This window comes from Bacillus sp. REN10, assembly GCF_016820555.1.
In the GTDB taxonomy this organism is placed as follows: Bacteria; Bacillota; Bacilli; order Bacillales; family Domibacillaceae; genus Bacillus_CE.
Genome location: NZ_JADHDW010000004.1, coordinates 318,739 through 341,517 on the forward strand (window position 1 = coordinate 318,739; position 22,779 = coordinate 341,517).

A 22,779-nucleotide genomic window follows, 5' to 3' on the forward strand; every position below is an offset into this window, starting at 1 on the left:
CAAATGCCTCCTCTTTGCATACACCATTAATAGGCAGTAAAAAAGGAGGCATTTCACTATGTATGCTCGTAACACCCGGTTTCTACCTTTCTTTGGGGGGCCGTTTCTTGGGGGATTATTAGGTGGCTTTTTAGGCGGAGCGATCGCTCGTCCTTTCTATCGTCCGCCCGTGTACCCACCGTATGGCTTTTATCCGCCGTATTACCCGCCATTTGGTTATTTCTAAAACGAAAAAGGACCTTCGACAGGAAGGTCCTTTTCCTATGCGCGTTTCAGTTCTTGTTCTTGTTCTTCTTCTTCTTCTTGTTCCATCGCTTGCTGTTCTTCCGTGTTCATCCGATCGATTTCTTCTTGTGACAGCTTCTCGATTTTAAACCCGGTAAAGCCGTAAAGAATGGAGATTAACGGACTGATCAAGCATAATAGTGCATAAGGAGCATATTGGAATGTCGATACGCCAAGCGTTGCAGTCATAAAGGCGCCACATGTATTCCAAGGAACGAGAGGGGAGGTCATGGTGCCAGCATCCTCTAGTGTGCGCGATAAATTTTTCGGATGTAATCCTCGCTTGCGGTAAGCGGTTACATACATGCGGCCCGGAATAAGAATTGATAAGTACTGATCGCATGCGACCACATTTGCTGTAATACAAGTGGCAACCGTTGTGGCAATTAAGCTTCCCGTCGATTTCGCTAGTTTCAATAAGCTTTTCACGAGTGTTTCTAGCACGCCGCTTACTTCTAAAATTCCGCCGAAGCTCATGGCGATCATCACTAATGAAACCGTATACATCATGGCGGATGTTCCACCGTTATTTAAGAGACTTTCAAGTACTTGATTATCTGTTTCCATCGTAAAACCGTTGACCATAATGCTTAAAATTTCGCCCAATGTGACCCCTTGTACAACAACTGCTACGATTCCCCCTAAGATCGATCCGATCACAAGACCAGGAAGAGCTGGCGTTTTCATCGCAATTAACGCTAAAACAATAGCAGGTACAAGCAAAAGCCAAGGACTGATGATAAACATGTCACCTAGTTCATTTTGAAGCGCTTTCACTTCCTCCAGTCCAGCCCCTTGATTTTTAAAGGAAAGGCCAAGGAAGAAGTAAATAATAATGGAGATCGCTAAAGCAGGTATCGTAGTAAACAACATATGCCGAATATGGTCAAATAGCTGGACGCCCGTAATTCCTGGTGCCATATTCGTTGTCTCGGATAAAGGAGAAATTTTATCACCGAAATAACAGCCGGAAATGACGGCCCCAGCGACCATAGCAGTGTTGACCCCTAGTCCAGCGCCAATTCCCATAATCGCAATCCCGATCGTTCCCGCTGCTGTCCAGGCATTTCCGGAGGCGATGGCCACGATGCTGCAAATAATCGCTGCTGCCGGCAAAAAGTACGTTGGAGATAAAATATCGAGTCCATAATAAATCATTGTCGGCACAATACCAGCCGCTAGCCACGTCCCGATGATCGTTCCAATAACCATTAAAATGAGAAGCGCCTGCATCGCTAAAGAAACAGCGTTGATGATTCCTTTCTCAATCTCCCGCCACGTATGCCCTAAATACATCGCTATTATAGCAGCAACAGTGGCGCTTAATAGCAAGGGAATATGCGGATCCGCTTCAAATTGAAAAATCCCTACAAATAAGAAAATGGCCATCGCTAAGATTGGAATCAAAGCGATGCCGATTGATGGTGTTTTTACTTTCATTTCGTTCCCTCTCTTCACAGAAATTGTTCTTTATCCATATAGTTGCAATTTTTATGCCAATTAAAAATATTCGTAAAATTCTACAAAACTAGCCATTTTATAGAATGATTTATTCTGTATTGAATAAATCATTCTAGATTGCATAAAAAGTGAAAGAGGATTTTTTAGAAGTGTTGTCGAATCAGTAGTGAATAACAATTCATTTTTTGGAGGGAAAACGATGGATATAGCAAACTCGTTAATTGGGACACTTGGTATCGAAACAGTAGAAATTGGAGAGGGAAAAGTGGTGATGACGATGCCCGTTGATGAACGGACGCGTCAGCCATTCGGCTTTTTGCACGGGGGAGCGTCTGTCGCTCTTGCAGAAACGGCCGCTAGTGTCGGGACAGTGGCCTTAATTGACCAACAAAAAGAGGCTTGTTTCGGGCTAGAAATTAATGCGAATCATATTAAAGCGAAAAAGGATGGAACGGTCACAGCCATTGCAACGGTCGCTCACCGCGGCCATACCACGATGGTGTGGGAGATCCGAATTGAAGACGAACAACAGCAGCTCATCTGTCTGTCGCGCTGTACCGTCGCTGTCGTTCCGAAAAGATAAAAGTCGAAAAACCATCGCGAAGTGGCGGTCGCTTAGCCAAACAAAAAGAGGCGTCTATCAACCGAACAATCGACTGATAGACGCCCTTTTTCAGCGCTTATTTTTATCTTTCAAATCATCTCGGATACTGCTGTCGGAAAGTTTGACGCCGGCATTGTAGGCAGCTCGGCTAATCAAATGCCCAGATACGGGGGCAGTAATAAAGATAAAGGCGATCCCGAGAAGAATCCGGGAGCTGAAATGGCCTTCGATTAAGTAAAAGTAGAGAAAGGCAGCCAATAGAGTGGACATTACACCAAGTGTAGCGGCTTTAGACGCCGCGTGATTGCGCGTATACACATCTGGCAGTCTTATGACACCAAAGGCGGCTACAAGGCTTAAAAACGCTCCGATGACTAAAAAGAGAATGATCACTGCATCAATGATTACGGTCACTTTCAATGATCTCTCCTTTCTCTAGGAATTTAGCGAAAGCAATCGTTCCGATAAAGGCTAAAATTCCGATCAATAAAATAACATCTAAAAACTCACTTGTCCGAAGCAGCATCGACAAGATCGCCACAATGGCGACCAGGTTAATTCCGATCGCATCTAAGGCGACTACGCGGTCCGGTACAGTCGGTCCTTTAATGAGCCGGTACACAAGACCAAGCATGGCAAGCGAAAAACAGATTAAGGAAGCTTTCATCACCATCTCTAGCATTAACGGCTCACCTCCATAATCGCTTTTTCAAACGAATTTTTGATGCCATCAATGGCATCTTGCACATCCGGTACATCAATTGCGTGCACATATAGCACTTTATTATCATCGGAAATATCGATCACAAGCGTTCCAGGCGTTAACGTAATTAAATTAGCTAACAACGTGATTTCCCAGTCCGATTTTAATTCCGTCGGCAAGGCGAAAATGCCTGGCTGGATATCAAGCTTTGGCTTTAAAATGACCTTTAGCACATCCACATTGGCCAAAATCAATTCTTTAAAGAACAAAAGAGTTAAATAAATAACTGCCCATACACGGCGCATGTAAAACTCATGTTTAAAGAAGCGGCGCATACCGTACATCAAAATTAAGCCAAGAAGATATCCGACGATAAAAGTGGAACTAGAAAATGAAACTTGCAGAAACATCCAAAGAAACGCTAAAAAGAAATTAAGTAAAATTTGAAAAGCCATATGACATTACTCCTTTAACACGGCATCAATATAGATTGTCGGATCTATGAGTGCTTCAGTGGCTTGAGAAATAATTGGATACATTCCTTCTGCGCCCACTCCATAAACGATAGAGACGAGCACAAGAATCGCTCCTGGCATCCATAAAAAGTGAACCGGCTGTTTTTCTTCCCCAGGATAATCTTGAGGAGATCTCCAAAAGCCGTTCATAAAGATTTTGATCACAGAGTAAAGAACAAACAGACTTGATAATAAGACGATCAGCGCGCCCACATAAGCTCCTTCAGCCAGACCGGCACGAACGATTAAGAACTTACCAACAAATCCGCTGAGCGGCGGAATCCCCGCAAGGCCAAAAGTGGCGACAAGAAACGTCCAACCAAGCAGCGGATATTTTTTGATTAATCCACCCATCTTGCGCAAGTTGCTTGTGCCCGTAATTTTGATCATGACCCCGATTAAGAGAAACAATGCGGCTTTAATGATCATGTCATGGATTAAATAGAAAATTGTTCCTTTAATTGACTCTTCTGTTGCTAATGAGATCCCGAATGTTAGCACACCAACAGCGATAATAATGTTGTAGATGATGATCTTCTTCACATCCCAGTAAGCAATCGCTCCGATCGCTCCGACGATAATCGTCAGAATTGCCAAGATTTGCAACAACTCATGGGTAAAGGCTTGATTGTGATAAAAGAACAGCGAATACGTTCGTAAAATCGAGTATACCCCTACCTTTGTTAACAACGACCCGAATAAGGCAAGCACCGGCACAGGCGGCGCATGATAGGAGCCTGGCAACCAAAAGTATAGCGGGAAAATCGCGCCCTTTAATCCAAAGACAATTAAGAATAAGACAGCGATCACGGTTAAAATAGGCAACTGGCCAACTTCAGCGATTCGCTTGGAAATGTCCGCCATATTTAAGGAACCGATGACGGAGTATAAAAAGGCCACAGCCACCACAAAAATCGCGGATGAAATGACATTGACTAAAATGTATTTAATCGATTCCCGCAGCTGAATTTTCGTGCCGCCGATCACGATCAATACGTATGATGACATCAGCATCACTTCGAAGAAAACGAACAGGTTAAAAATATCTCCTGTTGTAAAAGCCCCATTCACACCGACAAGCATAAATTGAATGATGGAATAGTAGTAAAATTGTTCCCGTTTCTTTCCGATTGAACGGAAGGAATAAATAATGACGCAAAGTGTAATCAATGACGTAGTAGTTACTAATAATACTGACAGCATATCAGATACAAGTGTAATCCCGAAAGGAGCTTGCCAGCTGCTGACATCCACTGTTTGAATGCCCTCTTTTTTCACTGTCAGCAATAAGATGATCGAAGCAACGAGCGTCCCAATCGTCGAAATGACAGAGACAACGCGTTGCACCATCACCCATTTTGCTAAGAAAATCAATACAATTGCGGTCATTAGAGGGATGAGTATAGGTAATATAAGTAAATTAGTCATTTGCTTCTGAACCTCTCATCTCATCTGTATTATCTGTCCCTAATTCCTGATAAGCTCGGTAAGCTAATACAAGGAAAAGGGCGGTGACACCGAAGCTGATGACGATCGCTGTTAAAATGAGCGCTTGCGGCAATGGATCGACATAAGCTTTGGCATGCTGTCCTAAAAGCGGAGCGGCTCCATTTTTTAATCCGCCCATGGTTAGGATCAATAGATGGGCGCCGTGACTTAATAGTCCAGTGCCGATAATGATGCGCAACAAGCTTTTCGACAGCATTAAATAAACGGCACTAGCCAGTAACAGTCCTGAGACAATTGACATTAAAATTTCCATTATTCACTCTCTCCTATCGTTTGAATAATGGTCATCGTGACACCAATGACAACTAAATAGACGCCTGTATCAAACAACATGGCGGTATGAAGCGATGTTTTTCCAAACAGCGGCAAATTAAAATCGCCGAATGCGTGCGTTAACAATGGCACGTTGAACAACAGGGCACCGGCTGCCGTACCCGCTGCAAATAAAAGACCGACCCCAATCAATATTTTATAGTCAATTGGGAAACCTTGAGACACGGTTTTAATATCGTAGGCGAGCAAGAGGAGAACGATGGCTCCTGAAGTCATTAATCCGCCGACGAATCCTCCACCCGGATGGTAATGCCCGGCAAAGAACAAATGGATCGCAAAGAGGATGATGATGAAAAACACAACTTTGCTCGCCGTTTGTAAAATTACATCATTCGTTTTCATCGATCGCTCCTCCTTTCTTTCCTAAACGCAGCTTGATCAATCCGTAAATGCCAAGAGCGGCAATGCCAAGCACGCAAATTTCAAATAACGTATCGAAGCCACGGAAGTCGACGAGAATAACGTTGACCATATTTTCTCCGCCTGCTTTCTCATACGTATTGTCAATATAGTATTTTGAAATCGAGTCAAACCATTTATTGCTGTGAGACGAGATGGCAATTAAAGTGACCGTAACCCCGACTCCAGCTGAGATCAGTAAATTACCTAGTTTAAAACTCATTCGTTCTTCATGGCGGCTCAGCTTCGGCAAGTGATAGAAGCAAAGCAAGAACAAGGCAACCGAAACAGTTTCAATCACTAATTGTGTTAAAGCAAGGTCCGGTGCACGGAAAATAACGAAAAACAGCGAAACGGTATAACCAACCGTTCCCAGTGCTAAAATCGACGTCAATCGTGATCTAGCAATCAATGTTGTAACTGTTCCAAGCAAAATTAATAGAGCAAGCACCACTTCATATATGCCGATCGGTGCGAGCTGACTCGTATCGATTTTAAACGCATCTTCTGTCCACATCGTAAAGCCCAAAATTCCGATGAAAAAGATGAAAATATAGACGAGATAAGTGCGAATAAAGCCTGTCATGACCGACTTAGTTAATGTGTAAGCCCCTCGCTCCGCCGCGTATAGACTCGTATCATATAAAGTGTTTAGAGTGACTTTGTTAGGGAATAAGTTATACACTTTATTCCATTTGTTAACAGTCACATACATGATCGCGCCGAGTGCGACAACACCAATCGTCATCTTCAACTCGGTTGAGAATCCGTGCCAATGGCTAATATGGACAGCGATTTTCTCGCCAGGCTCGATAAGCGAAGGTATGATCGCCGCTACCGCTGGCTGGATCAAGTTGTAAGAAAGCAGATTGGGGAAAATCCCAAATACAACGACAAGAACAGCTAGAATGATAGGCGGAATCAGCATGCCGATCGGTGCTTCATGCGGTGTTTTCTCTAATTGTTCTGGTTGATATTTCCCGGTAAATGTTTTAAACACAATCATCATGCTGTAAATGAAAGTGAACACGCTTCCAACCCAAGCAAGAACAGGGAATAAGATGCCCCACGTTTGCAAGTTAAAGAGATCGAGGTCTAATAGCTGAATCATGCCGGTAAAGAACATTTCTTTACTTAAAAATCCGTTAAATGGAGGCAAGCCAGCCATAGAAAATGCCCCGATTACAGCAATCGTAAACGTAATCGGCATCAAGCTAAGCAATCCGCCCAGCTTGCGAATATCGCGCGTGCCTGTTTCATGATCAACAATCCCGACGACCATAAATAAGCTACCTTTAAATGTCGCATGGTTAATGAGATGGAAGATCGCCGCAATGGTCGCTGCTGTATACACATTGTCATTGATCCCATCAAATTGGAGAGCGGCAGCCCCCACGCCAAGAAGCGACATAATTAAGCCGAGTTGACTCACTGTTGAGAAAGCAAGAATTCCTTTTAAATCCGTTTGTTTGACCGCATTAAATGATCCCCAGAATAAAGTGAAAATTCCGACTCCACCAACAAGCCAGAACCAATACTCGGAAAAAGCAAAAATCGGGCTCAAGCGAGCAACTAAATAAATACCTGCTTTAACCATTGTCGCTGAGTGGAGATAAGCACTAACAGGGGTAGGTGCTTCCATTGCATCAGGCAGCCAGATGTAGAATGGAAATTGCGCCGATTTTGTAAAGGCTCCAGTAAGGACGAGCACTAGAGCTAAAAGGAATAGTGGATGATCATTTAACTCGCTTGCTTGAGCGATCAGCTCTCGAATGCTAAATGTATCTCCCATAATCGAGAGTAATAAAAACCCTCCAAGCATTGCCAGGCCGCCGAATACGGTGATGAGCATCGATTTCAGCGCTCCGTAACGAGAACGATCCCGATCATACCAGTAAGCGATTAGTAAAAACGAAGAAATCGATGTCAACTCCCAAAACATATACAACGTGATGAGATTATCCGACAACACGACACCGAGCATGGCGCCCATAAACATGAGCAAATAGACGTAGAAGTTATGCAATTTTTCTTTTTCCTTAGATAAGTAGAAAATCGAATAGAGCACAACTAAAGCACCGATTCCGGTGATTAATAAGGCAAAAAGCAGCCCTAAACCATCTACATAGGCCGTAAAGCGCACGCCGAGTGATGGAATCCAGTCAAATGACTTTTCAATTGCTTCATTATTTCGCGTGACTGGGAGAAATTGAAGAAAATAGGTGAATAGCACAATAGGCAGAATCAGTACAAACCATCCTGTATGTATGCGTCGAAGTCCCTTATAGAAAAGGGGCACAAGAATAGCCATTAAAAAAGGAGAAAAGATGGCTATATGCAGTAAAGACAAAAGAATCCCTCCTTGCAGATTGTATTAAACATCATGTGAAAAACGATGGAATTTTAATATAGACGAAATATTCATCCACATTCCTTTTTAAATGATCGCATTCAAAGTGTTCTCCCAACGTAAATCAAACCTCATAGTGCATTATATCGCAAAAAATCACTTCCTGCATTCCATTAACGCGAAACTTGTAGAAAAGTCGACTTATGATATTAAATATGAAGAATCATGGATAAAAAAACGAAAAAATTTTTTTGTACTTTACAAAATTCGTGTGTTTTTTTCCAAAAATTATTAAAAACTACTTGTCTTTACTTGCTCGCTCTTGCATAATGAAATGGATTGAAATGAACAGGAGCGGAAATTGGGATATGAAAAATACTTACTTAATTGGCTACTTACCTGTAGTCGCAATGCTATTATTCAGTTTATCTTTGTCGATGTTCACTCAAAAAATCATTATCGGCTTATTTAAAAAAGTTAGCTTATATAACAGTTTGCTAGAAATGTTTACCGAGACAGAAGTGAAGCTAACGATCACGCTAGCATTGATGTTGCTGTTTTTTATGATTTTGGCCACATTCAAGGTGATCGCTGACACAGTGAATCAATTGTCACTTTTGTTTTTCTCCAAGGATACGACAGGGGAACTATTGCTGAAAACAAGAACCAGCTCCATTGTGTTCTTCGTTGGAGGGCTTCTCTCATTAATTAGCTTTTCTTCTCTTACGGGCATTTTAATTATCTTTGTAATAACAGCCATCGGCTATTTTGTATACTTCGTGTATAAAATTGCCCCTGACTTATCGGTAGCTAACTTAGTTGGTATGATTTCTTTTCAAGTCGCTGTTTGGGCGTTCTTTACAACCATGTTCGCCTTAGGAGGATTAAAAGTTTATAACGGTTTACTAGGAAATTTACCTTTGTAAACAGAAAAAAACCGCCACTAGGCGGTTTTTTATTTACTACTTATTGCATAACCCGGCGCCAGATGAGTTGTTGCGGCGCATATCCTTCCATGTGGCTCACATTTCCTTTTTGGTCTTTTCCGACCCAGACACTCGCTGTGTATTGATTGGTTAAGCCAGCAAACCAAATGTCACGCACGTTCTGACTTGTTCCTGTTTTACCTCCAGAGTAAGGGGTACCTGGATTCGCTTTTTTCCCTGTTCCGGATTTAATAACGCCAGATAACATCGTGCGCATTGTATTTGTCGTGGATGGCGACCAAACTCTTGTAGTTTCGTCTTTCCACTCATAGAGCACTTTCCCTTGGCGATCTGTGACCTTTTGAATCGCTCGAGGCTTGACATAATTGCCGTCAATGAAGGAGGTATAGGCACCTGCCATCTCAAGTGGTGACATTCCTCGATCAAAAGCACCTAATGCTTGCCCGTGTCTAGTTGGATCGAAATCCGCTTCTGTTAAGCCAGCAAAATCAAATTTTTTCAAGTATGAAAGTGATGTTTCTGGTCCAGCTTTCATAAATAATCGTAGCGCTGCTGTGTTATAAGAGTTTGCTAGCGCTTTTTGTAATGTAACCATTCCATATTCTTTACCGCTATAGTTTTTTGGACAGTTTCCTGGCCTTGAGCAATATTTATCAGCGCTGACCATGCTGTTTGGACCAGCACCAGTCTTTTCGATATAAGGACCGAAATCAAGCAATGGCTTGATTGTTGAACCTGGATGACGGTAGGCTTGGAAACTGCGATTGAACTCAGTTTTATCAAAATCTTTCCCACCCGATAAGGCGACGATTTCCCTCGTGTCATTTTTAATGACAGCCGCAGCTCCTTCAGCGGAACTTCCAGCTAATACGGAGCTGACTGCCCCCGTTGTTTTATTTTGCATATTCGGGTCGAGTGCCGTATGGACAATCACGCCAGATGACAGCACTTCCTCTACACGAGCATTGAGCTTATGATCGATTTGAATTTTCTTCTCACCATCAGCATTTTTCAGTTGCTCTTCAAATCCTTCTGTATGAGCGATCAATTCCTTTAATTCGGCTTCTACATAAGTAGAGTAGTTCTCGAATTTGTCTAAACGATCCCTTACGTTTAGCTTAATCGGTTCCTTTTTGATCGCTTCGGCTTCTTGCGCGGTTAAAAACTTTTCTCGCGCCATAATATCGATGAGCCGTTCTTGTCGCTTCTTCGCATTATCGAAATGGCGAACGGGATCGTACAGATTCGGATTGTTCGGAATGGTGGCGATCAAGGCCATTTCCGCTTTTGTCAGTTTGTTTACTGGCTTTTGGAAATAAAACTGAGCTGCTGCTTCTACGCCATATACATTGTGGTTAAAGTAGATAGCATTTAAATATAAGTTCAGTATTTCGTCTTTTGACAGCCTTTTTTCCAACTGATAGGCATATAATACTTCTGATAGTTTGCGAGCAAGCGTCCGATCATGTGAAAGGTACACATTACGTGCCAACTGTTGGGTGATCGTACTGGCCCCTTGCTCAATTTCATCGGATTGGGCATTGACGACGACTGCACGCATGACGGCTGACGCATCAATGCCAGCATGCTCATAAAAATGCTTGTCTTCCGATTGAAGGAAAATTTCCTTTAAAAACGGTGGAATGTCTTTTCCATCAACCACGATTCGATATGGCTTTTGAATTTCTAAATAAGGATTGCCATTTCGATCAACCACCTGGCTTGCTTGTGGAAGTTGGACATCATTAATAATGATTTTCTCTTCCACCACTGCGTCAAAACTCCTGACTTGTTGCGCTTCCGCATTAGCAAAGTAAAATAAAAACACAGCTAAAGGGAGGAGCAAAACTACTAATAAATAACCAAAAACCGTTCTCATTCCCTGAACCGCCTTCTTCATTCTAGTTTGTTTTTACTTTTTAAAATTAGTAAAAATAATCCTTTACTCATCATAATCTATAGTGAGACATTAATAAAGAGGAGAAGTAGAGAAAAGAGGATTTTTCTAGTAATAACTGGATGTTTAATGGGGAGAACAAGTCTAAATTTTTTGTTAATTCATGCTATAATAGAAAGTAAGTACTTTAATAGAAAGGAGTGAGCAAGGTGCAGCAACGGCTATTTTTTATTGATTTTGAGTTTTCAATGCCGGATGCTACAGTGAAGCGAAAAGCGTTTTATCCGGAGATTATTGAGGCGGGTATTGTGGTTGTCGAGCAGGGGAAGGTGAGGGAGAAATATTCGTCTTATGTGAGACCGACGGCTTTTCCTAAGTTAACGGCAAGATGCAAACGTTTCCTTGATATTAGCCAGCAGCAAGTAGAGGAAGGGATCGCTTTAGCAGAGTTAGTGAATCTTTTGGCCAAGCTGAATGAAAGTGAGCAGGACAAGATTATTACATGGGGCAATATGGACATGAAAGTGCTGCGGCATAATTGTGAACAAGCCCGCTTGCGATTCCCGCTACAAGGAACATTTATTGATTTATCGATGGAATATAAACAATTTTTCGGTGACCGCAATCAGACCGGTTTATGGAAAGCGGTGGAGGAGTACGGAAAAGAAGGGACAGGCAAGCATCACCGAGCCCTCGATGATGCATTGACCACATACCATATTTACAATCTCGTAGAAAAAGATAAAAAGTATATGAAAAAGTCAGAACCGGCAACGATCGGGGACCTTGTTGACTTTTCCAAGCTGTTTGATCAGATGGCTTAAAGGCTGAATCCTTTCGCAGATTCGGCCTATTCCCATTTAAGGTTATACATCAACTTATATTCTTTTTGAATACCTTGCAATGTTTGTAAGCTTTTTTGCGAAAATGGTGTATCTTCTTGTTCGAGCCGATCTTTCAGGCGGTGAAAGGCTTCTTTTAATGTGACAAAGTAATCAGGAATCTCTCCTTCATACGGTTGAACAGTTTTTTCAGGAATATTCGCTTGCTCGCGAAAAGCAAGCGCCTTGCGTTCGTGGAAAAAAGGAACGTTCGCTTCCTTTGGGTTGTGAAGGTCCCCTTGAGCTGGGTGACGCAAAACAGCCAATACTTTCACCGTATAAACCCCCGGACGAATTGCCGTGATCTCTCCAATATATTTTCCAGTCTTATAAAATGCAGTAACGATATCTCCAACTTTCATCTCTTTTCCTCCTTTTCTTCACTTTATCAAAAAATCAAAGGGAAGGAAATGCAGGTGATTTTTTAACGGAAATCGGGTAAAGTAGGAAAAGCAGGAGGTGTGAGATGAAACGATTATTTTCAGCGTTACTCATCGCTTTGCTCGTTGTGATCGCAGGATGCAGCGGAGAAAAGTCGCAAGAAAAAGAAAAGGAACAAGCAGAACTGCCTGCTCAAAAAGAAAACGTACATAAGGAGAAAGGGGATAAAGATATGAATTATCCACAATTAACCACAGAAGTGGCAGCAAATGAAAAGCTCGTTGAAATGAAAACAACGAAAGGCACCATCAAAATTAAATTGTTCCCAGAGCAAGCGCCTAAAACGGTAGAAAACTTTATTACACATAGTGAAAATGGCTATTACGATGGCCTGATTTTCCATCGTGTGATTAAAGACTTTATGATCCAAGGCGGAGACCCTGAAGGAACTGGAATGGGCGGAGAAAGCATTTACGGCAAGACGTTTGAAGATGAATTCTCACGTGAATTATTCAATTTCCGCGGTGCGTTATCAATGGCAAATGCCGGCCCGAATACGAACGGAAGCCAGTTCTTTATCGTCCAAAACAGCCAAATGGACCCAGGCTTTAAAGAGCAAATGGAAAAAGCGGGCTACCCGAAAGAAGTCACAGACTTTTATATGGAAAACGGCGGTACGCCTTGGCTTGATTTCCGCCATACAGTGTTTGGCCAAGTGATCGAAGGCATGGACGTTGTCGATGCGATTGCCAATGCTAAAACGGTTGCTCAAGATAAGCCCGAAGAAGATATCGTAATTGAGAAAATCACTGTGATTAAATAAGTGAACAAATGATGGAAGCAGCTGCTGTTGAAGCGGCTGTTTTTGCGTTTATGTGGTTGGTTTTAGAAAATGGACAAGGTATAATAGTGAATAAAAGGTAGTTAGGAAAGGAGACACCATGCTACTCAATTCATTTGTATTGAACATGTTGTATTTATATTTTCCAGAAGATAAATCAGAATATATTCCTGCGGCGATTTCGATGACCGTCTTTATGACGGCGGCGGTTTTAGTCTTTCTTTTTATTAAGAAGATTTCCAAAAAAGAAGAAGAAAAAGCGAAGAAACTCGAGGGGAAATATAAGATTGGTGAGTAGTCGTTGAGCAAATGCTCGGTTCGTGCCGGGCATTTTGCTTTTTGACGGGGCGTTATGGTATATTGAACAGGAACTAAAGAAAGAATTCTGCTGATGGGCAGGAGAGGTTCGCGAACTCCCTCTATAAAAAACTATGAGAAAAGCCGATCTATTTGAGATGGTTTTTTTCTATGGCCTTTTGTTCGGTCATTTCTTTAGAGTACTAGTTCTTGAATCTTTTTTTCTTTCAAAAGAAAGGAAGATAACGATTGAAACAGGAAAAAGCAGTTGTTGTATTCAGCGGTGGTCAAGATAGTACCACTTGCTTATTTTGGGCGAAAGAGCGATTTGAAGAAGTGATCGCTGTCACCTTCGATTATGGCCAGCGTCATAAGGTAGAAATTGAGTGTGCGGCTGAGATTGCGAAAGAGCTGCAAGTGCCTCATCATGTTCTGGATATGTCACTTCTCAAGCAGTTAGCGCCTAACGCATTAACGAGAACAGATATCGAGATCACGGAAAAAGAAGGAGACGTGCCATCGACATTTGTTGAAGGCAGAAATTTATTATTTTTATCATTTGCAGCTGTACTGGCGAAGCAGTATGGCGCTCGACATATTATTACGGGCGTCTGCGAAACAGATTTCAGCGGCTATCCGGATTGCCGTGATGTGTTTATTAAATCATTAAATGTCACATTGAATTTATCCATGGATACGTCTTTTGTCATTCATACACCGCTTATGTGGCTAGATAAAGCAGAGACATGGGAGTTAGCTGATGAGCTCGGTGCTTTCGAGTATGTTCGCGAGCACACCTTGACTTGCTATAACGGAATCAAAGGGAGCGGTTGCGGGGAATGTCCGGCTTGTAAGCTCCGCCAACGAGGTCTTGATCAATACTTGGCGAAGAAAGGAGCGGCACAAGCATGATTCAGCAACTATATCCGGCACCTCCTCATTCGTATCGTTATGAGTTAAATAAGGATTTTCAGTTTGCGGCAGCTCACTACATTCCGCATGAAGAGGCGGGCGCGTGTCGCCGACTGCATGGCCACACTTATTTTGTCAATGTCACAGTTGTCGGTAATGAACTGAATGACTTAGGCTTTTTAGTGAATTTCCAAGAGATCAAACATCTCATCCATAAACGATTTGATCATAGATTATTAAATGAGGACGCTTTATTTAATGAGGAAGATCCTAATTATTTTCCCACGACAGAAGTCGTTGCTCGAACGATGTGGGAAGTGATGCAAGAGTCATTGAATAAAATGGCGAACAAGCCGCGCTGCATCCAAATCTTTTTGCGTGAAACACCGACGAGCTATGTTGTGTACCGGCCGCAGGAAGAGGATTTCCAATGAGCCGAAAGATTCCTGTTCTTGAGATATTTGGACCAACCGTACAAGGGGAAGGCATGGTCATCGGCCGCAAGACGATGTTTGTTCGAACAGCCGGCTGTGATTATCGCTGTTCATGGTGCGACTCGGCTTTTACATGGGACGGTTCAGCCAAAGAGGAGATTCGCCAATTGACGGCTGAAGAGATTTGGGCTGAGCTTGTTCAATTAGGAGGTCAGACGTTTGATCATGTGACCATTTCAGGAGGCAACCCGGCGCTGCTATCGCAAATAGCTGATTTAGTGAGTGAACTGCACGAGCAAGGCGTGCAAACCGCTCTAGAGACGCAAGGAAGTCGCTGGCAAGATTGGTTTGATCAGATTGATGAGCTGACGATCTCACCGAAGCCGCCAAGCTCTGGAATGGACACAGACTTTGATCAACTAGCCGCGATCATTCAACGGCTTCAAGAAAAAGAGAGAAACTTCAGTTTAAAAGTGGTCGTATTTGATGAGAGTGATTTAGCTTATGCGAAACAAGTGCATCAGCTCTTTCCGAAAGTGCCGTTCTTTTTACAAACGGGCAACGATCGTTTACAAGAGAGCAACGACGCCGAGCTGTTATCACATCTTGTGAAAAAATACGAATGGCTGATTGAACAAACCATGCCCGATGCCGATTGGAAAAACGTCCGCATTCTCCCCCAGCTTCACACATTCGTCTGGGGCAATAAAAAGGGAGTATAAATGAGAAAAGAGATGCCAAAATGGGCATCTCTTTTCTTCATTATTTGGCCATTTGGCGCATTGATCGGATAATCCGGCCCTCGTGCAGAAAAATCGGCCTTCGCGCAATTAATCCGGCCCTTGTGCAGAAAAATCGACCTTCGCGCAATTAATCCGGCCCTTGTGCAGAAAAATCGGCCTTCGCGCAATTAATTCGGCCCTTGCACAAAAATATCAGCCTTTAATCGCTTTTTTCAATCGTTGGAGTCCGTCTTCGACCATTGTACGCGGGCAAGCGACGTTCATTCGCAGGAAGCCTTCGCCGCCCGCTCGGTATTTGGAGCCTTGGCCGAGAGCCAGTTTGCCCTCGTGGAGCACTTTTTTCATCAGTTCATCGTCAGTGAATCCGAGCTTGCGACAATCGATCCAGACTAAGTAGCTTCCTTGCGGCTCAATGACCGTTAATTCAGGAATTTCACGTTCAATATAGTTTTCTACTAGTTTCACATTCCCGCGAATGTAAGCAATCGCTTCCTCGAGCCATGGGCCTCCTTCGCGATAAGCTGCTTCCATAGCGGCAATTCCCATCATATTCAATGTAAAGAACCCTTGTTTTGCTTGAACTTGTTTCAACTGATTGCGAAGCTTTTCGCTTGACACAATGATCGCAGAAGCTTGTAAGCCGGCGAGATTAAATGTTTTGCTCGGAGCAATCAGCGTGACAACAAACTCTTGATATTCTTCCTTTATCGAGGCGATCGGTGTGTGAACATGGGGAGCGGCTGTTAAATCACCATGAATTTCATCCGCTATGATGATGACATGATGCTTTTGGCAAAGGTCAGCCATTTTCGTTAATTCCTCTTTCGTCCATACGCGACCGCCGGGGTTATGCGGGCTGCAAAGCAAAAACAGTTTCACGTTCTCATCCGCCAACTTTTTCTCCAAATCATCAAAGTCAATATGATAATGATCCCCTTGTAAAATCAGTTGATTATTCACCACTTGTCGTTCATTTCGCTCAATCATTTCAAAAAAAGGATTATAGACGGGGGACTGAACAATAACTCCATCTCCTTTTTCCGTGAACGCTTCAATCGCTAGGCCGATCGAAGGCACGACTCCATGATTAAAGAGCAGCCAATCGGTCTCGATGTCCCAACCGTGGCGAGAAGCTTGCCACTCTTTAATCGCTTCTTTTGTGGAAGCAGGAACCGCTGTGTAGCCGAAGATGCCATGCTCCGCTTGTTTTTTGACCGCTTCAATGACTGGGTCTGGAGCTTGGAAGTCCATATCAGCTACCCACATCGGGAGCGCATCTTCTACACCGAATACTTCTTTCAAACTATCCCATTTTACCGCTCCTGTTCCTGCGCGGTTAATCAGTTGATCTAATTTAGTCAAAATTTTCACCATCCCTGACAAATAGTATATAGTCATGGTAAAGTATTTTTAGCGAGAATGACAATGATTTAGACTTTTTGAAGGAATTTTTTAAAAGGTGGATCGACGAATGGATAAAACAATGAAATTAAATATTGAGCTAGGGACCATTCTGCGCGAATGGGATCCGTTTGCTGTCGGTAGCGATTTTTATGATACGGAGTCTGCTGATGCGATTTATGCCGTTCATCAACTAGATGATGTGGATCAACTAGCAGCTCGGCTGAAAGAAATTTATGAATTCTCTTTTGATAGTGAGCTAGCTTTAGAGTACTGTCGACCAGTAGCGATGCAGTTGCTACAAGTGAAACATCATTCAGTGTGTGAATTGTCATGATCAAACAAAAGTGAGGTTGTCAAATAATTGGCAACCTCACTTTTTTATTATTTATTTGTGAAAAACAACAAATTTTAAAAATATTTTTGTTTAAAAACAAAAATGCTGTTATTTTTTTGTTATAATAGCTGTGTGATTGGAGGAATTTTCATGCATTTAACAGATAAAGAAATAGAAATATTAGAAATTCTCGAACAAAATGCCCGCCTATCCATAGAAGATTTATCTAAAATGATCGGTGAAACGGCAGAAACAACAGCAAAGCTCGTGAAGCGATTAGAAGAGGAAAAAGTCATTGTTCATTACACGACATTGGTCGATTGGGCGAAGATTGATAATTACCAAGGTATTACCGCCATGATTGATGTCAAAGTGACACCAAAGCGCGGAGTGGGATTCAGTGAAGTAGCGGAGAGAATTTACCGCTTTAAAGAAGTCACTTCTGTGTACTTAATGTCCGGTGTGTACGATTTGTCCGTGACGGTCGAAGCGAAGTCGATGAATGAAATTGCCCGTTTCGTTTCTGAAAAATTATCGACTCTTGACTCTGTTGTTTCAACAACAACTCACTTTCAATTGAAAAAATATAAGCATGATGGCATTGTGTATGATCAAAAGAAAAATGATAAAAGAATCGTGGTGTCTCCATAATGAAAACGGCAAAAAGCTATGTAGCTAAATCAGTTGAGAATATGGCTCCGTCAGGAATTAGAAAATTTTTTGATTTAGCAGCGACAATGGAAGGAGTGATTTCTTTAGGCGTGGGCGAGCCGGACTTTGTGACTTCTTGGTCAGCGAGAGAGGCCGCTATTTTATCCCTAGAACAAGGATATACATCTTATACGGCTAATGCCGGCTTATTAGAGTTGCGCGAGGCCATTAGTGATTACATCAGTGAACGATTTTATGTTCCTTACATACCAAATGAAGAAATTATTGTTACAGTCGGGGCGAGTCAAGCGATTGACTTAGCGATGAGAGCGATTCTTGACCCAGGCGATGAAGTCGTTGTTGTGGAGCCTTGTTTCGTATCCTATGTTCCTTTAGTTGAATTGGCCGGCGGAAAGGCAGTGACGGTTGAAACAACGGGGGAGAAAGGGTTTAAACTGCAAGCGGATGATTTAGAAAAAGCGATTACGCCAAACACGAAGGCATTGCTTCTATGTTCGCCGAATAATCCAACAGGAACGCAACTTGACCGGGAAGAGTTGCAAGCGATTGCTGATATTGTGAAGAAGCATGATGTACTAGTGATTGCCGATGAAATTTATGCGGAGCTTGCTTATGATCAGCATCATACATCGATTGCGAGTCTTGACGGAATGCGAGAGCGGACCATTTTAATTAACGGTTTTTCCAAAGGATTTGCGATGACGGGATGGCGTCTTGGGTTTGTTTGTGCACCGCGTGAATTAACAGCGGCCATGTTAAAAATTCATCAATATACAATGATGTGCGCCTCAACTCCTGCTCAATATGCCGCTTTAGAAGCGTTGCGAACGGGAATGAATGATGTAGAAGAGATGAAGAAATCGTATCGCCGTCGCCGAAACTACTTTGTCCAATCCTTAAACGAAATGGGATTGACATGCCATGTGCCGGGAGGGGCTTTTTACGTGTTCCCATCCATTCAAAGCACGGGCTTAACATCGGCCCAATTTGCGGAACAATTGCTAGTAGAAGAAAAAGTCGCTGTCGTCCCAGGTTCCGTCTTTGGCAAAGGCGGAGAAGGGTACATTCGCTGTTCTTACGCTTCATCCATGGAGCAGCTGCAAGAAGCAGTGAAGCGGATGAAACGATTTGTGGAAAAATAAAAAATAGGGGTGCAGCCAAACGTATTTTGGCTGTACCCCTTTTCGTTTTGTCGGATCGGTCGCTCTTTAGAATAATCCTAGTGATTGTAAGAAGATAATAATGATGGCGACTGGCGCGATGTATTTGACGCAGAAGTACCAGATCGCAAATAACTTGGAGCCCATCGATGAGCCGCGCACAATTTCTTCGTATACCTCATTTCGCTTCATTCGGTAGCCGACGAAGATGGAAATGAATAAAGCGCCTAGAGGCATTCCAATGTTGGCGGTAATAAAGTCAGCAAAATCGAAAATCGATTTGTTGAAAATAGTCACATCGCTTAACACCCCGAAGGACAAGGCGCTCGGAATACCTAAAATGAAAATAAGAATGCCTGTGATCCAAGTGAATTTGTGTCGCTTATTCGGATCTCCTTTTGTAAAGGCAGCCACAACAATTTCAAGAATGGAAAAAGCCGATGTCAGTGTGGCGAACAACAATAACAATAGAAAAATAAAGAAAAAGACGTGACCAAAGGCAATTTCATTAAAGACAGCCGGAAGAACGACAAACACCAGTCCTGGTCCCGCATCGGGCTCAAATCCTAAAGCAAATACAGCAGGGAAGATCACAAGCCCCGCTAACAAAGAAATAAAAATATTTAGCCAAGCGACCGAAAAGGCGGAACGCGGCATATTTTCTTCCTTTCCTAAATAAGACGCATATGTAATCATAATCGATACACCAATACTTAACGCAAAAAAGGCTTGGCCTAAAGCGAGCAATGATGTTTCCCCTGTTAAAAGTGACCAGTCTGGTTGTAACAGGAATTTCACACCTTCCATCGCTCCATCTAATGTTAAGGAACGAATAACTAGTGCGATAAACAATAGGAAGAGCGCGGGCATTAAAAAGACACTAGCTCGTTCAATCCCTTTTTGAATCCCTCCGCGTACAACAAGGATCGTCATTAGCATAAAGATCGCCTGAGCGATTAATACCTCAGTAGGGTTGCTAATAATTTGTCCGAATAAAGCATGATAATCTACTTTATCTTCTGCAAATAACTGTCCCGTCCCGTTTCGCAGCAGGTAGGATAAGATCCAACCACCAACGACACTGTAAAACGATAAAATAATAAAAGCAGATCCGACACCTAACATACCAACGAGCGGCCAAGCAGAGTGGGGCACTAATTCTCTGAAGGCACTGACGGCGTCTTTTTGTGTTCGGCGACCAATGAAAAATTCCGCCAATAAAATGGGCGCCCCAATGATTACAGTAAATAAGATAAATAGAAGAAAGAACACTCCTCCTCCGTTCGTTCCCGCCATATAAGGGAATTTCCAAATGGCGCCGAGTCCGATCGCTGAACCTGCCGCAGCAAGAATAAAGCCGATCTTAGAAGACCATTGTTCTTTTGTACTCATTTCATTCTCCTCTTTCAAATGTATGATAACTGTATTACCTTACTATGTTTTCATGGAAAAAAACAGGTCTTTTTCACAATTCACAGAATTTTATTAATTTGTAAAGCCTTTCACCACCTATTATGTAAAAAATTTGATTACATTTGGAATGTTTAGATATTTTTTTACCCTTATGGTATAATTTTGTGATGCGTAGATAAGGAAAACAATTTTTTAGGAGTGTTTGGATGGGAAATCATTACGAGCCAGGGCAGATTGTAACAGGAAAAGTAACGGGAATTCAACCATATGGAGCATTTATTGCACTTGAAAATGGGATGCAAGGATTGGTTCATATTTCAGAAATTACTCATGGTTATGTAAAAAATATTCATGATCACTTACAAGTGGGAGAAGAAGTAACAGTAAAGGTGATTTCCGTCAATGAACAAGAGGGGAAAATTAGTCTATCTATTCGTGCCACAATGGAGTCTAAGTCCGCTTCTATTCATGAAGTGCGTCGCATTAAATTAGGGGAAAACAGCGAAGGGTTTAATACGCTTAAGCACAAACTGAAAGAATGGATTGAACAATCAGAGGAAAAATAATCAATCGATCGATAATAAGAGAAGCATGAGGACTTTCCTCATGCTTCTCTTATTTCGATTAGGCTGATTTCGGGTTAATGATTATTTTTACCGATGTCATATTTGCGAATGCGATACTGCAAGTTTTGCCTGCTCATTCCAAGCGCTTTTGCTGTCTTTGTAATATTATGTTCATGGTGCTGAAGAGCCTTTTTAATATAATACGTCTCGGCTTCTTGAATATACTCTTCAAGAGGGAGAACGGTCTTTGGTTGATACAGAAACCCCTCTATTTTTTCGAGCTCTTTTGACTGTAAGCCAACTCCGGATTTGTTGCGGAATGAGCTTGGTAAATGAGAAAAGGTAATGATATCTTCATCCTCCATTAAGTTCATCGCCCCTTCAATCACATGCTCTAATTCACGAACGTTTCCAGGCCATTCGTACTGATAGAAATATTCTTTTACCTCTTCATCAAGTGAATGAATGTGCATACCGAACAGTTGATTGTATTTGTTGATGAAAAACTGTGAAAGAAGGTGAATGTCTTCCTTTCGTTCACGAAGCGGTGGGATGAAAACGGATACCACACTTAAGCGGTAGTATAAGTCTTTTCGTAGTTTATTGGCGGCGATGGCATCAATCGGGTCTTCGCTAATAGTAGTAATTAAACGCACATCGATCGGGATCTCTTTCTTTCCGTCTTCTCGCCTAATTTTCTTCTCTTGTATTACCCGCAGCAACTTCGCCTGTAGAGTGAAGCTTAAAGCATCGATTTCATCAAGCAATAAAGTGCCGCCATTTGCTTGTTCTAACAATCCGGGCCGCTCATTATTCGAGTCAGAATCGCCACTGCTTCCAAAAAGAATCCCCTCCATTAATGAGTCCGGCAGAGCGGCGCAATTTTGAGAAATAAACGGTTTGTTCGAACGGGGACTGCCATTATGAATACTTTCAGCAAATAACTCTTTGCCTGTTCCGATCTCGCCGACAATCAAGACGGAAGAGGGGGTGCGAGTGGCTCGCTTACTCGTTTCGATTGCCTCCATGACTGCGGGATTTTCGCTAATAATATGATCGAACGTATAATGGGTATCGCCCTTTTTTAAAATGTTTTCTTGAATCATTTTTTCAAGTTTCGTAACATCTTTGGCGATTTCAACGGCGCCGATGATCTGTGCATCTTGGATGATTGGAAACGTGTGGTTAATCGTGGTGATTTCATGTCCTTTAATATTGAAGTACGTTTGTTTCACATTTGGAATCGCCTCTCCTGTTTTTAATACTTGCAGAAGGGTGCTTTCATCCGCTCGGTCAAATTGGAATACTTCGAGAAGGTTTCGGTCGAGCACATCCTCAATCCCCATCCCTTCAATTTCCCTCATTTTTTTATTGTATATAATTGTCTTTTCGTTGGAATCAATAACATGGATACCTAAATCGATTTTCTCTAACACTTCCTCGTATATCGTCAATAATAGTTGTAAATCTTTCAAAGACATAAAATCTTCCCCTTGTTTGTAAAGTTATTAATATTTTATGAAAAAACACTTGAAAAAAGCAATGATATTTTGCATCATTGTATTGTAAGGGTTTTCATAATGCAAAAATAATTTTCACCAAACGTTTGTTTGTGTGACGAAAAATAGGCAGTTTAAAAAAATGATTAGTGAAAAAAGGGAGGAAATATCATGATTCCATATAAACACGAACCATTTACAGACTTTTCACAAGAAGAAAATAAAAAAGCGTATCAAGA

26 protein-coding genes and 1 riboswitch are annotated in these 22,779 nt (G+C 42.1%); of the genes, 13 read left to right on the plus strand and 13 right to left on the minus strand.

Annotated elements, in window-relative coordinates:
* The first annotated feature begins 58 nt into the window (after positions 1-58).
* Positions 59-226: a hypothetical protein gene (locus tag IRB43_RS09165; RefSeq protein WP_203363149.1), complete on the plus strand. Its 168-nt coding sequence runs from the start codon at positions 59-61 to the stop codon at positions 224-226.
* A gap of 35 nt (positions 227-261) precedes the next feature.
* Here IRB43_RS09165 and nhaC read toward each other — a convergent pair whose 3' ends face one another.
* Positions 262-1,725, minus strand: coding sequence for a Na+/H+ antiporter NhaC (gene nhaC / locus IRB43_RS09170; RefSeq protein ID WP_203363150.1), 1,464 nt, complete (start codon positions 1,723-1,725; stop codon positions 262-264).
* Between the two features lie 220 nt (positions 1,726-1,945).
* Here nhaC and IRB43_RS09175 point away from each other — a divergent pair, with 220 nt between their 5' ends.
* The gene (locus tag IRB43_RS09175; RefSeq protein WP_203363151.1) at positions 1,946-2,329 is read left to right on the plus strand and encodes a hotdog fold thioesterase; all 384 of its coding nucleotides are present in this window, start codon (positions 1,946-1,948) and stop codon (positions 2,327-2,329) included.
* Positions 2,330-2,419: 90 nt separating this feature from the next.
* On the opposite strand, the gene mnhG is transcribed toward IRB43_RS09175, so the two are convergent.
* From mnhG to IRB43_RS09210, 7 genes are read right to left on the minus strand one after another with little or no spacing between them, the layout of a single operon-like run.
* The gene (gene mnhG / locus IRB43_RS09180) at positions 2,420-2,764 is read right to left on the minus strand and encodes a monovalent cation/H(+) antiporter subunit G (protein ID WP_203363195.1); all 345 of its coding nucleotides are present in this window, start codon (positions 2,762-2,764) and stop codon (positions 2,420-2,422) included.
* A complete protein-coding gene (locus IRB43_RS09185; RefSeq protein WP_203363152.1) occupies positions 2,748-3,032 on the minus strand; it encodes a Na(+)/H(+) antiporter subunit F1 in 285 nt (94 codons plus the stop codon). Before IRB43_RS09185 ends, mnhG begins: the two co-directional genes overlap by 17 nt.
* Positions 3,032-3,508, minus strand: a complete 477-nt coding sequence (locus IRB43_RS09190; protein WP_203363153.1) for a Na+/H+ antiporter subunit E — start codon at positions 3,506-3,508, stop codon at positions 3,032-3,034. The genes IRB43_RS09185 and IRB43_RS09190 overlap by 1 nt, the downstream gene beginning before the upstream one ends.
* A 6-nt stretch (positions 3,509-3,514) precedes the next feature.
* On the minus strand, positions 3,515-4,996 hold the full coding sequence (locus tag IRB43_RS09195) for a Na+/H+ antiporter subunit D (protein WP_203363154.1): 1,482 nt from the start codon (positions 4,994-4,996) through the stop codon (positions 3,515-3,517).
* Positions 4,989-5,330 carry a Na(+)/H(+) antiporter subunit C gene (locus IRB43_RS09200; protein ID WP_203363155.1) on the minus strand — a complete coding sequence of 114 codons (342 nt, stop codon included), beginning with the start codon at positions 5,328-5,330 and terminating at the stop codon, positions 4,989-4,991. The genes IRB43_RS09195 and IRB43_RS09200 overlap by 8 nt, the downstream gene beginning before the upstream one ends.
* Entirely contained in the window at positions 5,330-5,752 is a 423-nt protein-coding gene (locus IRB43_RS09205; RefSeq protein WP_203363156.1) for a Na(+)/H(+) antiporter subunit B, read from the minus strand. Before IRB43_RS09205 ends, IRB43_RS09200 begins: the two co-directional genes overlap by 1 nt.
* Positions 5,739-8,159, minus strand: coding sequence for a Na+/H+ antiporter subunit A (locus tag IRB43_RS09210; RefSeq protein ID WP_203363157.1), 2,421 nt, complete (start codon positions 8,157-8,159; stop codon positions 5,739-5,741). The genes IRB43_RS09205 and IRB43_RS09210 overlap by 14 nt, the downstream gene beginning before the upstream one ends.
* Positions 8,160-8,527: 368 nt before the next feature.
* Here IRB43_RS09210 and IRB43_RS09215 point away from each other — a divergent pair, with 368 nt between their 5' ends.
* Entirely contained in the window at positions 8,528-9,085 is a 558-nt protein-coding gene (locus IRB43_RS09215) for a DUF5366 family protein (RefSeq protein ID WP_203363158.1), read from the plus strand.
* 40 nt (positions 9,086-9,125) lie between these two features.
* On the opposite strand, the gene IRB43_RS09220 is transcribed toward IRB43_RS09215, so the two are convergent.
* The gene (locus tag IRB43_RS09220; RefSeq protein ID WP_203363159.1) at positions 9,126-10,985 is read right to left on the minus strand and encodes a transglycosylase domain-containing protein; all 1,860 of its coding nucleotides are present in this window, start codon (positions 10,983-10,985) and stop codon (positions 9,126-9,128) included.
* A gap of 227 nt (positions 10,986-11,212) precedes the next feature.
* Between IRB43_RS09220 and kapD the strand changes: the two genes are divergently transcribed.
* Complete coding sequence (kapD, locus tag IRB43_RS09225; protein ID WP_343070836.1) at positions 11,213-11,827, plus strand: 3'-5' exonuclease KapD; 615 nt, start codon at positions 11,213-11,215, stop codon at positions 11,825-11,827.
* Between the two features lie 26 nt (positions 11,828-11,853).
* Here the strand turns inward: kapD and kapB are convergent, their stop codons facing one another.
* Positions 11,854-12,246 carry a kinase-associated lipoprotein KapB gene (gene kapB / locus IRB43_RS09230; protein ID WP_203363160.1) on the minus strand — a complete coding sequence of 131 codons (393 nt, stop codon included), beginning with the start codon at positions 12,244-12,246 and terminating at the stop codon, positions 11,854-11,856.
* Positions 12,247-12,497: 251 nt separating this feature from the next.
* Here kapB and IRB43_RS09235 point away from each other — a divergent pair, with 251 nt between their 5' ends.
* The 5 genes from IRB43_RS09235 (at position 12,498) to queE (ending at position 15,471) form a co-directional block, all read left to right on the plus strand.
* Complete coding sequence (locus IRB43_RS09235) at positions 12,498-13,088, plus strand: peptidylprolyl isomerase (RefSeq protein WP_203363197.1); 591 nt, start codon at positions 12,498-12,500, stop codon at positions 13,086-13,088.
* 118 nt (positions 13,089-13,206) lie between these two features.
* On the plus strand, positions 13,207-13,404 hold the full coding sequence (locus IRB43_RS09240) for a hypothetical protein (RefSeq protein ID WP_203363161.1): 198 nt from the start codon (positions 13,207-13,209) through the stop codon (positions 13,402-13,404).
* A 97-nt stretch (positions 13,405-13,501) separates the two neighbouring features.
* Positions 13,502-13,545, plus strand: a riboswitch (PreQ1 riboswitch).
* A 107-nt stretch (positions 13,546-13,652) separates the two neighbouring features.
* The gene (queC, locus tag IRB43_RS09245; RefSeq protein ID WP_203363162.1) at positions 13,653-14,315 is read left to right on the plus strand and encodes a 7-cyano-7-deazaguanine synthase QueC; all 663 of its coding nucleotides are present in this window, start codon (positions 13,653-13,655) and stop codon (positions 14,313-14,315) included.
* Positions 14,312-14,749, plus strand: a complete 438-nt coding sequence (queD, locus tag IRB43_RS09250; protein ID WP_203363163.1) for a 6-carboxytetrahydropterin synthase QueD — start codon at positions 14,312-14,314, stop codon at positions 14,747-14,749. The genes queC and queD overlap by 4 nt, the downstream gene beginning before the upstream one ends.
* The gene (gene queE, locus IRB43_RS09255) at positions 14,746-15,471 is read left to right on the plus strand and encodes a 7-carboxy-7-deazaguanine synthase QueE (protein WP_203363164.1); all 726 of its coding nucleotides are present in this window, start codon (positions 14,746-14,748) and stop codon (positions 15,469-15,471) included. The genes queD and queE overlap by 4 nt, the downstream gene beginning before the upstream one ends.
* Before the next feature lie 213 nt (positions 15,472-15,684).
* Here queE and IRB43_RS09260 read toward each other — a convergent pair whose 3' ends face one another.
* Positions 15,685-16,854: a MalY/PatB family protein gene (locus IRB43_RS09260; protein ID WP_238941913.1), complete on the minus strand. Its 1,170-nt coding sequence runs from the start codon at positions 16,852-16,854 to the stop codon at positions 15,685-15,687.
* 109 nt (positions 16,855-16,963) lie between these two features.
* On the opposite strand from IRB43_RS09260, the gene IRB43_RS09265 reads away from it, so the two are divergent.
* From IRB43_RS09265 to IRB43_RS09275, 3 genes are all read left to right on the plus strand, one after another.
* Entirely contained in the window at positions 16,964-17,230 is a 267-nt protein-coding gene (locus IRB43_RS09265; RefSeq protein ID WP_203363166.1) for a DUF1871 family protein, read from the plus strand.
* 150 nt (positions 17,231-17,380) lie between these two features.
* Entirely contained in the window at positions 17,381-17,881 is a 501-nt protein-coding gene (locus tag IRB43_RS09270) for an Lrp/AsnC family transcriptional regulator (RefSeq protein WP_203363167.1), read from the plus strand.
* Positions 17,881-19,044: an aminotransferase gene (locus tag IRB43_RS09275; RefSeq protein ID WP_203363168.1), complete on the plus strand. Its 1,164-nt coding sequence runs from the start codon at positions 17,881-17,883 to the stop codon at positions 19,042-19,044. Before IRB43_RS09270 ends, IRB43_RS09275 begins: the two co-directional genes overlap by 1 nt.
* Positions 19,045-19,110: 66 nt before the next feature.
* On the opposite strand, the gene IRB43_RS09280 is transcribed toward IRB43_RS09275, so the two are convergent.
* Positions 19,111-20,454, minus strand: coding sequence for a sodium-dependent transporter (locus IRB43_RS09280; RefSeq protein ID WP_203363169.1), 1,344 nt, complete (start codon positions 20,452-20,454; stop codon positions 19,111-19,113).
* 227 nt (positions 20,455-20,681) lie between these two features.
* On the opposite strand from IRB43_RS09280, the gene yugI reads away from it, so the two are divergent.
* Positions 20,682-21,041, plus strand: coding sequence for a S1 domain-containing post-transcriptional regulator GSP13 (gene yugI / locus IRB43_RS09285; protein ID WP_203363170.1), 360 nt, complete (start codon positions 20,682-20,684; stop codon positions 21,039-21,041).
* 74 nt (positions 21,042-21,115) lie between these two features.
* Here yugI and IRB43_RS09290 read toward each other — a convergent pair whose 3' ends face one another.
* Positions 21,116-22,522: a sigma-54 interaction domain-containing protein gene (locus IRB43_RS09290; RefSeq protein ID WP_203363171.1), complete on the minus strand. Its 1,407-nt coding sequence runs from the start codon at positions 22,520-22,522 to the stop codon at positions 21,116-21,118.
* Between the last annotated feature and the right edge of the window lie 257 nt (positions 22,523-22,779).

Bases quoted from the DNA above. Each gene is read 5' to 3' on its own strand.
- IRB43_RS09165 (WP_203363149.1), top strand. From the start codon at position 59: ATGTATGCTCGTAACACCCGGTTTCTACCTTTCTTTGGGGGGCCGTTT.
- IRB43_RS09200 (WP_203363155.1), bottom strand. From the start codon at position 5,330: ATGGAAATTTTAATGTCAATTGTCTCAGGACTGTTACTGGCTAGTGCC.
- yugI (WP_203363170.1), top strand. From the start codon at position 20,682: ATGGGAAATCATTACGAGCCAGGGCAGATTGTAACAGGAAAAGTAACG.
- nhaC (WP_203363150.1), bottom strand. From the start codon at position 1,725: ATGAAAGTAAAAACACCATCAATCGGCATCGCTTTGATTCCAATCTTA.
- IRB43_RS09185 (WP_203363152.1), bottom strand. From the start codon at position 3,032: ATGCTAGAGATGGTGATGAAAGCTTCCTTAATCTGTTTTTCGCTTGCC.
- IRB43_RS09265 (WP_203363166.1), top strand. From the start codon at position 16,964: ATGGATAAAACAATGAAATTAAATATTGAGCTAGGGACCATTCTGCGC.
- kapB (WP_203363160.1), bottom strand. From the start codon at position 12,246: ATGAAAGTTGGAGATATCGTTACTGCATTTTATAAGACTGGAAAATAT.
- IRB43_RS09240 (WP_203363161.1), top strand. From the start codon at position 13,207: ATGCTACTCAATTCATTTGTATTGAACATGTTGTATTTATATTTTCCA.
- IRB43_RS09190 (WP_203363153.1), bottom strand. From the start codon at position 3,508: ATGGCTTTTCAAATTTTACTTAATTTCTTTTTAGCGTTTCTTTGGATG.
- IRB43_RS09175 (WP_203363151.1), top strand. From the start codon at position 1,946: ATGGATATAGCAAACTCGTTAATTGGGACACTTGGTATCGAAACAGTA.
- IRB43_RS09235 (WP_203363197.1), top strand. From the start codon at position 12,498: ATGAATTATCCACAATTAACCACAGAAGTGGCAGCAAATGAAAAGCTC.
- queD (WP_203363163.1), top strand. From the start codon at position 14,312: ATGATTCAGCAACTATATCCGGCACCTCCTCATTCGTATCGTTATGAG.
- IRB43_RS09270 (WP_203363167.1), top strand. From the start codon at position 17,381: ATGCATTTAACAGATAAAGAAATAGAAATATTAGAAATTCTCGAACAA.
- IRB43_RS09195 (WP_203363154.1), bottom strand. From the start codon at position 4,996: ATGACTAATTTACTTATATTACCTATACTCATCCCTCTAATGACCGCA.
- IRB43_RS09205 (WP_203363156.1), bottom strand. From the start codon at position 5,752: ATGAAAACGAATGATGTAATTTTACAAACGGCGAGCAAAGTTGTGTTT.
- IRB43_RS09275 (WP_203363168.1), top strand. From the start codon at position 17,881: ATGAAAACGGCAAAAAGCTATGTAGCTAAATCAGTTGAGAATATGGCT.
- queE (WP_203363164.1), top strand. From the start codon at position 14,746: ATGAGCCGAAAGATTCCTGTTCTTGAGATATTTGGACCAACCGTACAA.
- IRB43_RS09215 (WP_203363158.1), top strand. From the start codon at position 8,528: ATGAAAAATACTTACTTAATTGGCTACTTACCTGTAGTCGCAATGCTA.
- IRB43_RS09280 (WP_203363169.1), bottom strand. From the start codon at position 20,454: ATGAGTACAAAAGAACAATGGTCTTCTAAGATCGGCTTTATTCTTGCT.
- IRB43_RS09220 (WP_203363159.1), bottom strand. From the start codon at position 10,985: ATGAGAACGGTTTTTGGTTATTTATTAGTAGTTTTGCTCCTCCCTTTA.
- IRB43_RS09290 (WP_203363171.1), bottom strand. From the start codon at position 22,522: ATGTCTTTGAAAGATTTACAACTATTATTGACGATATACGAGGAAGTG.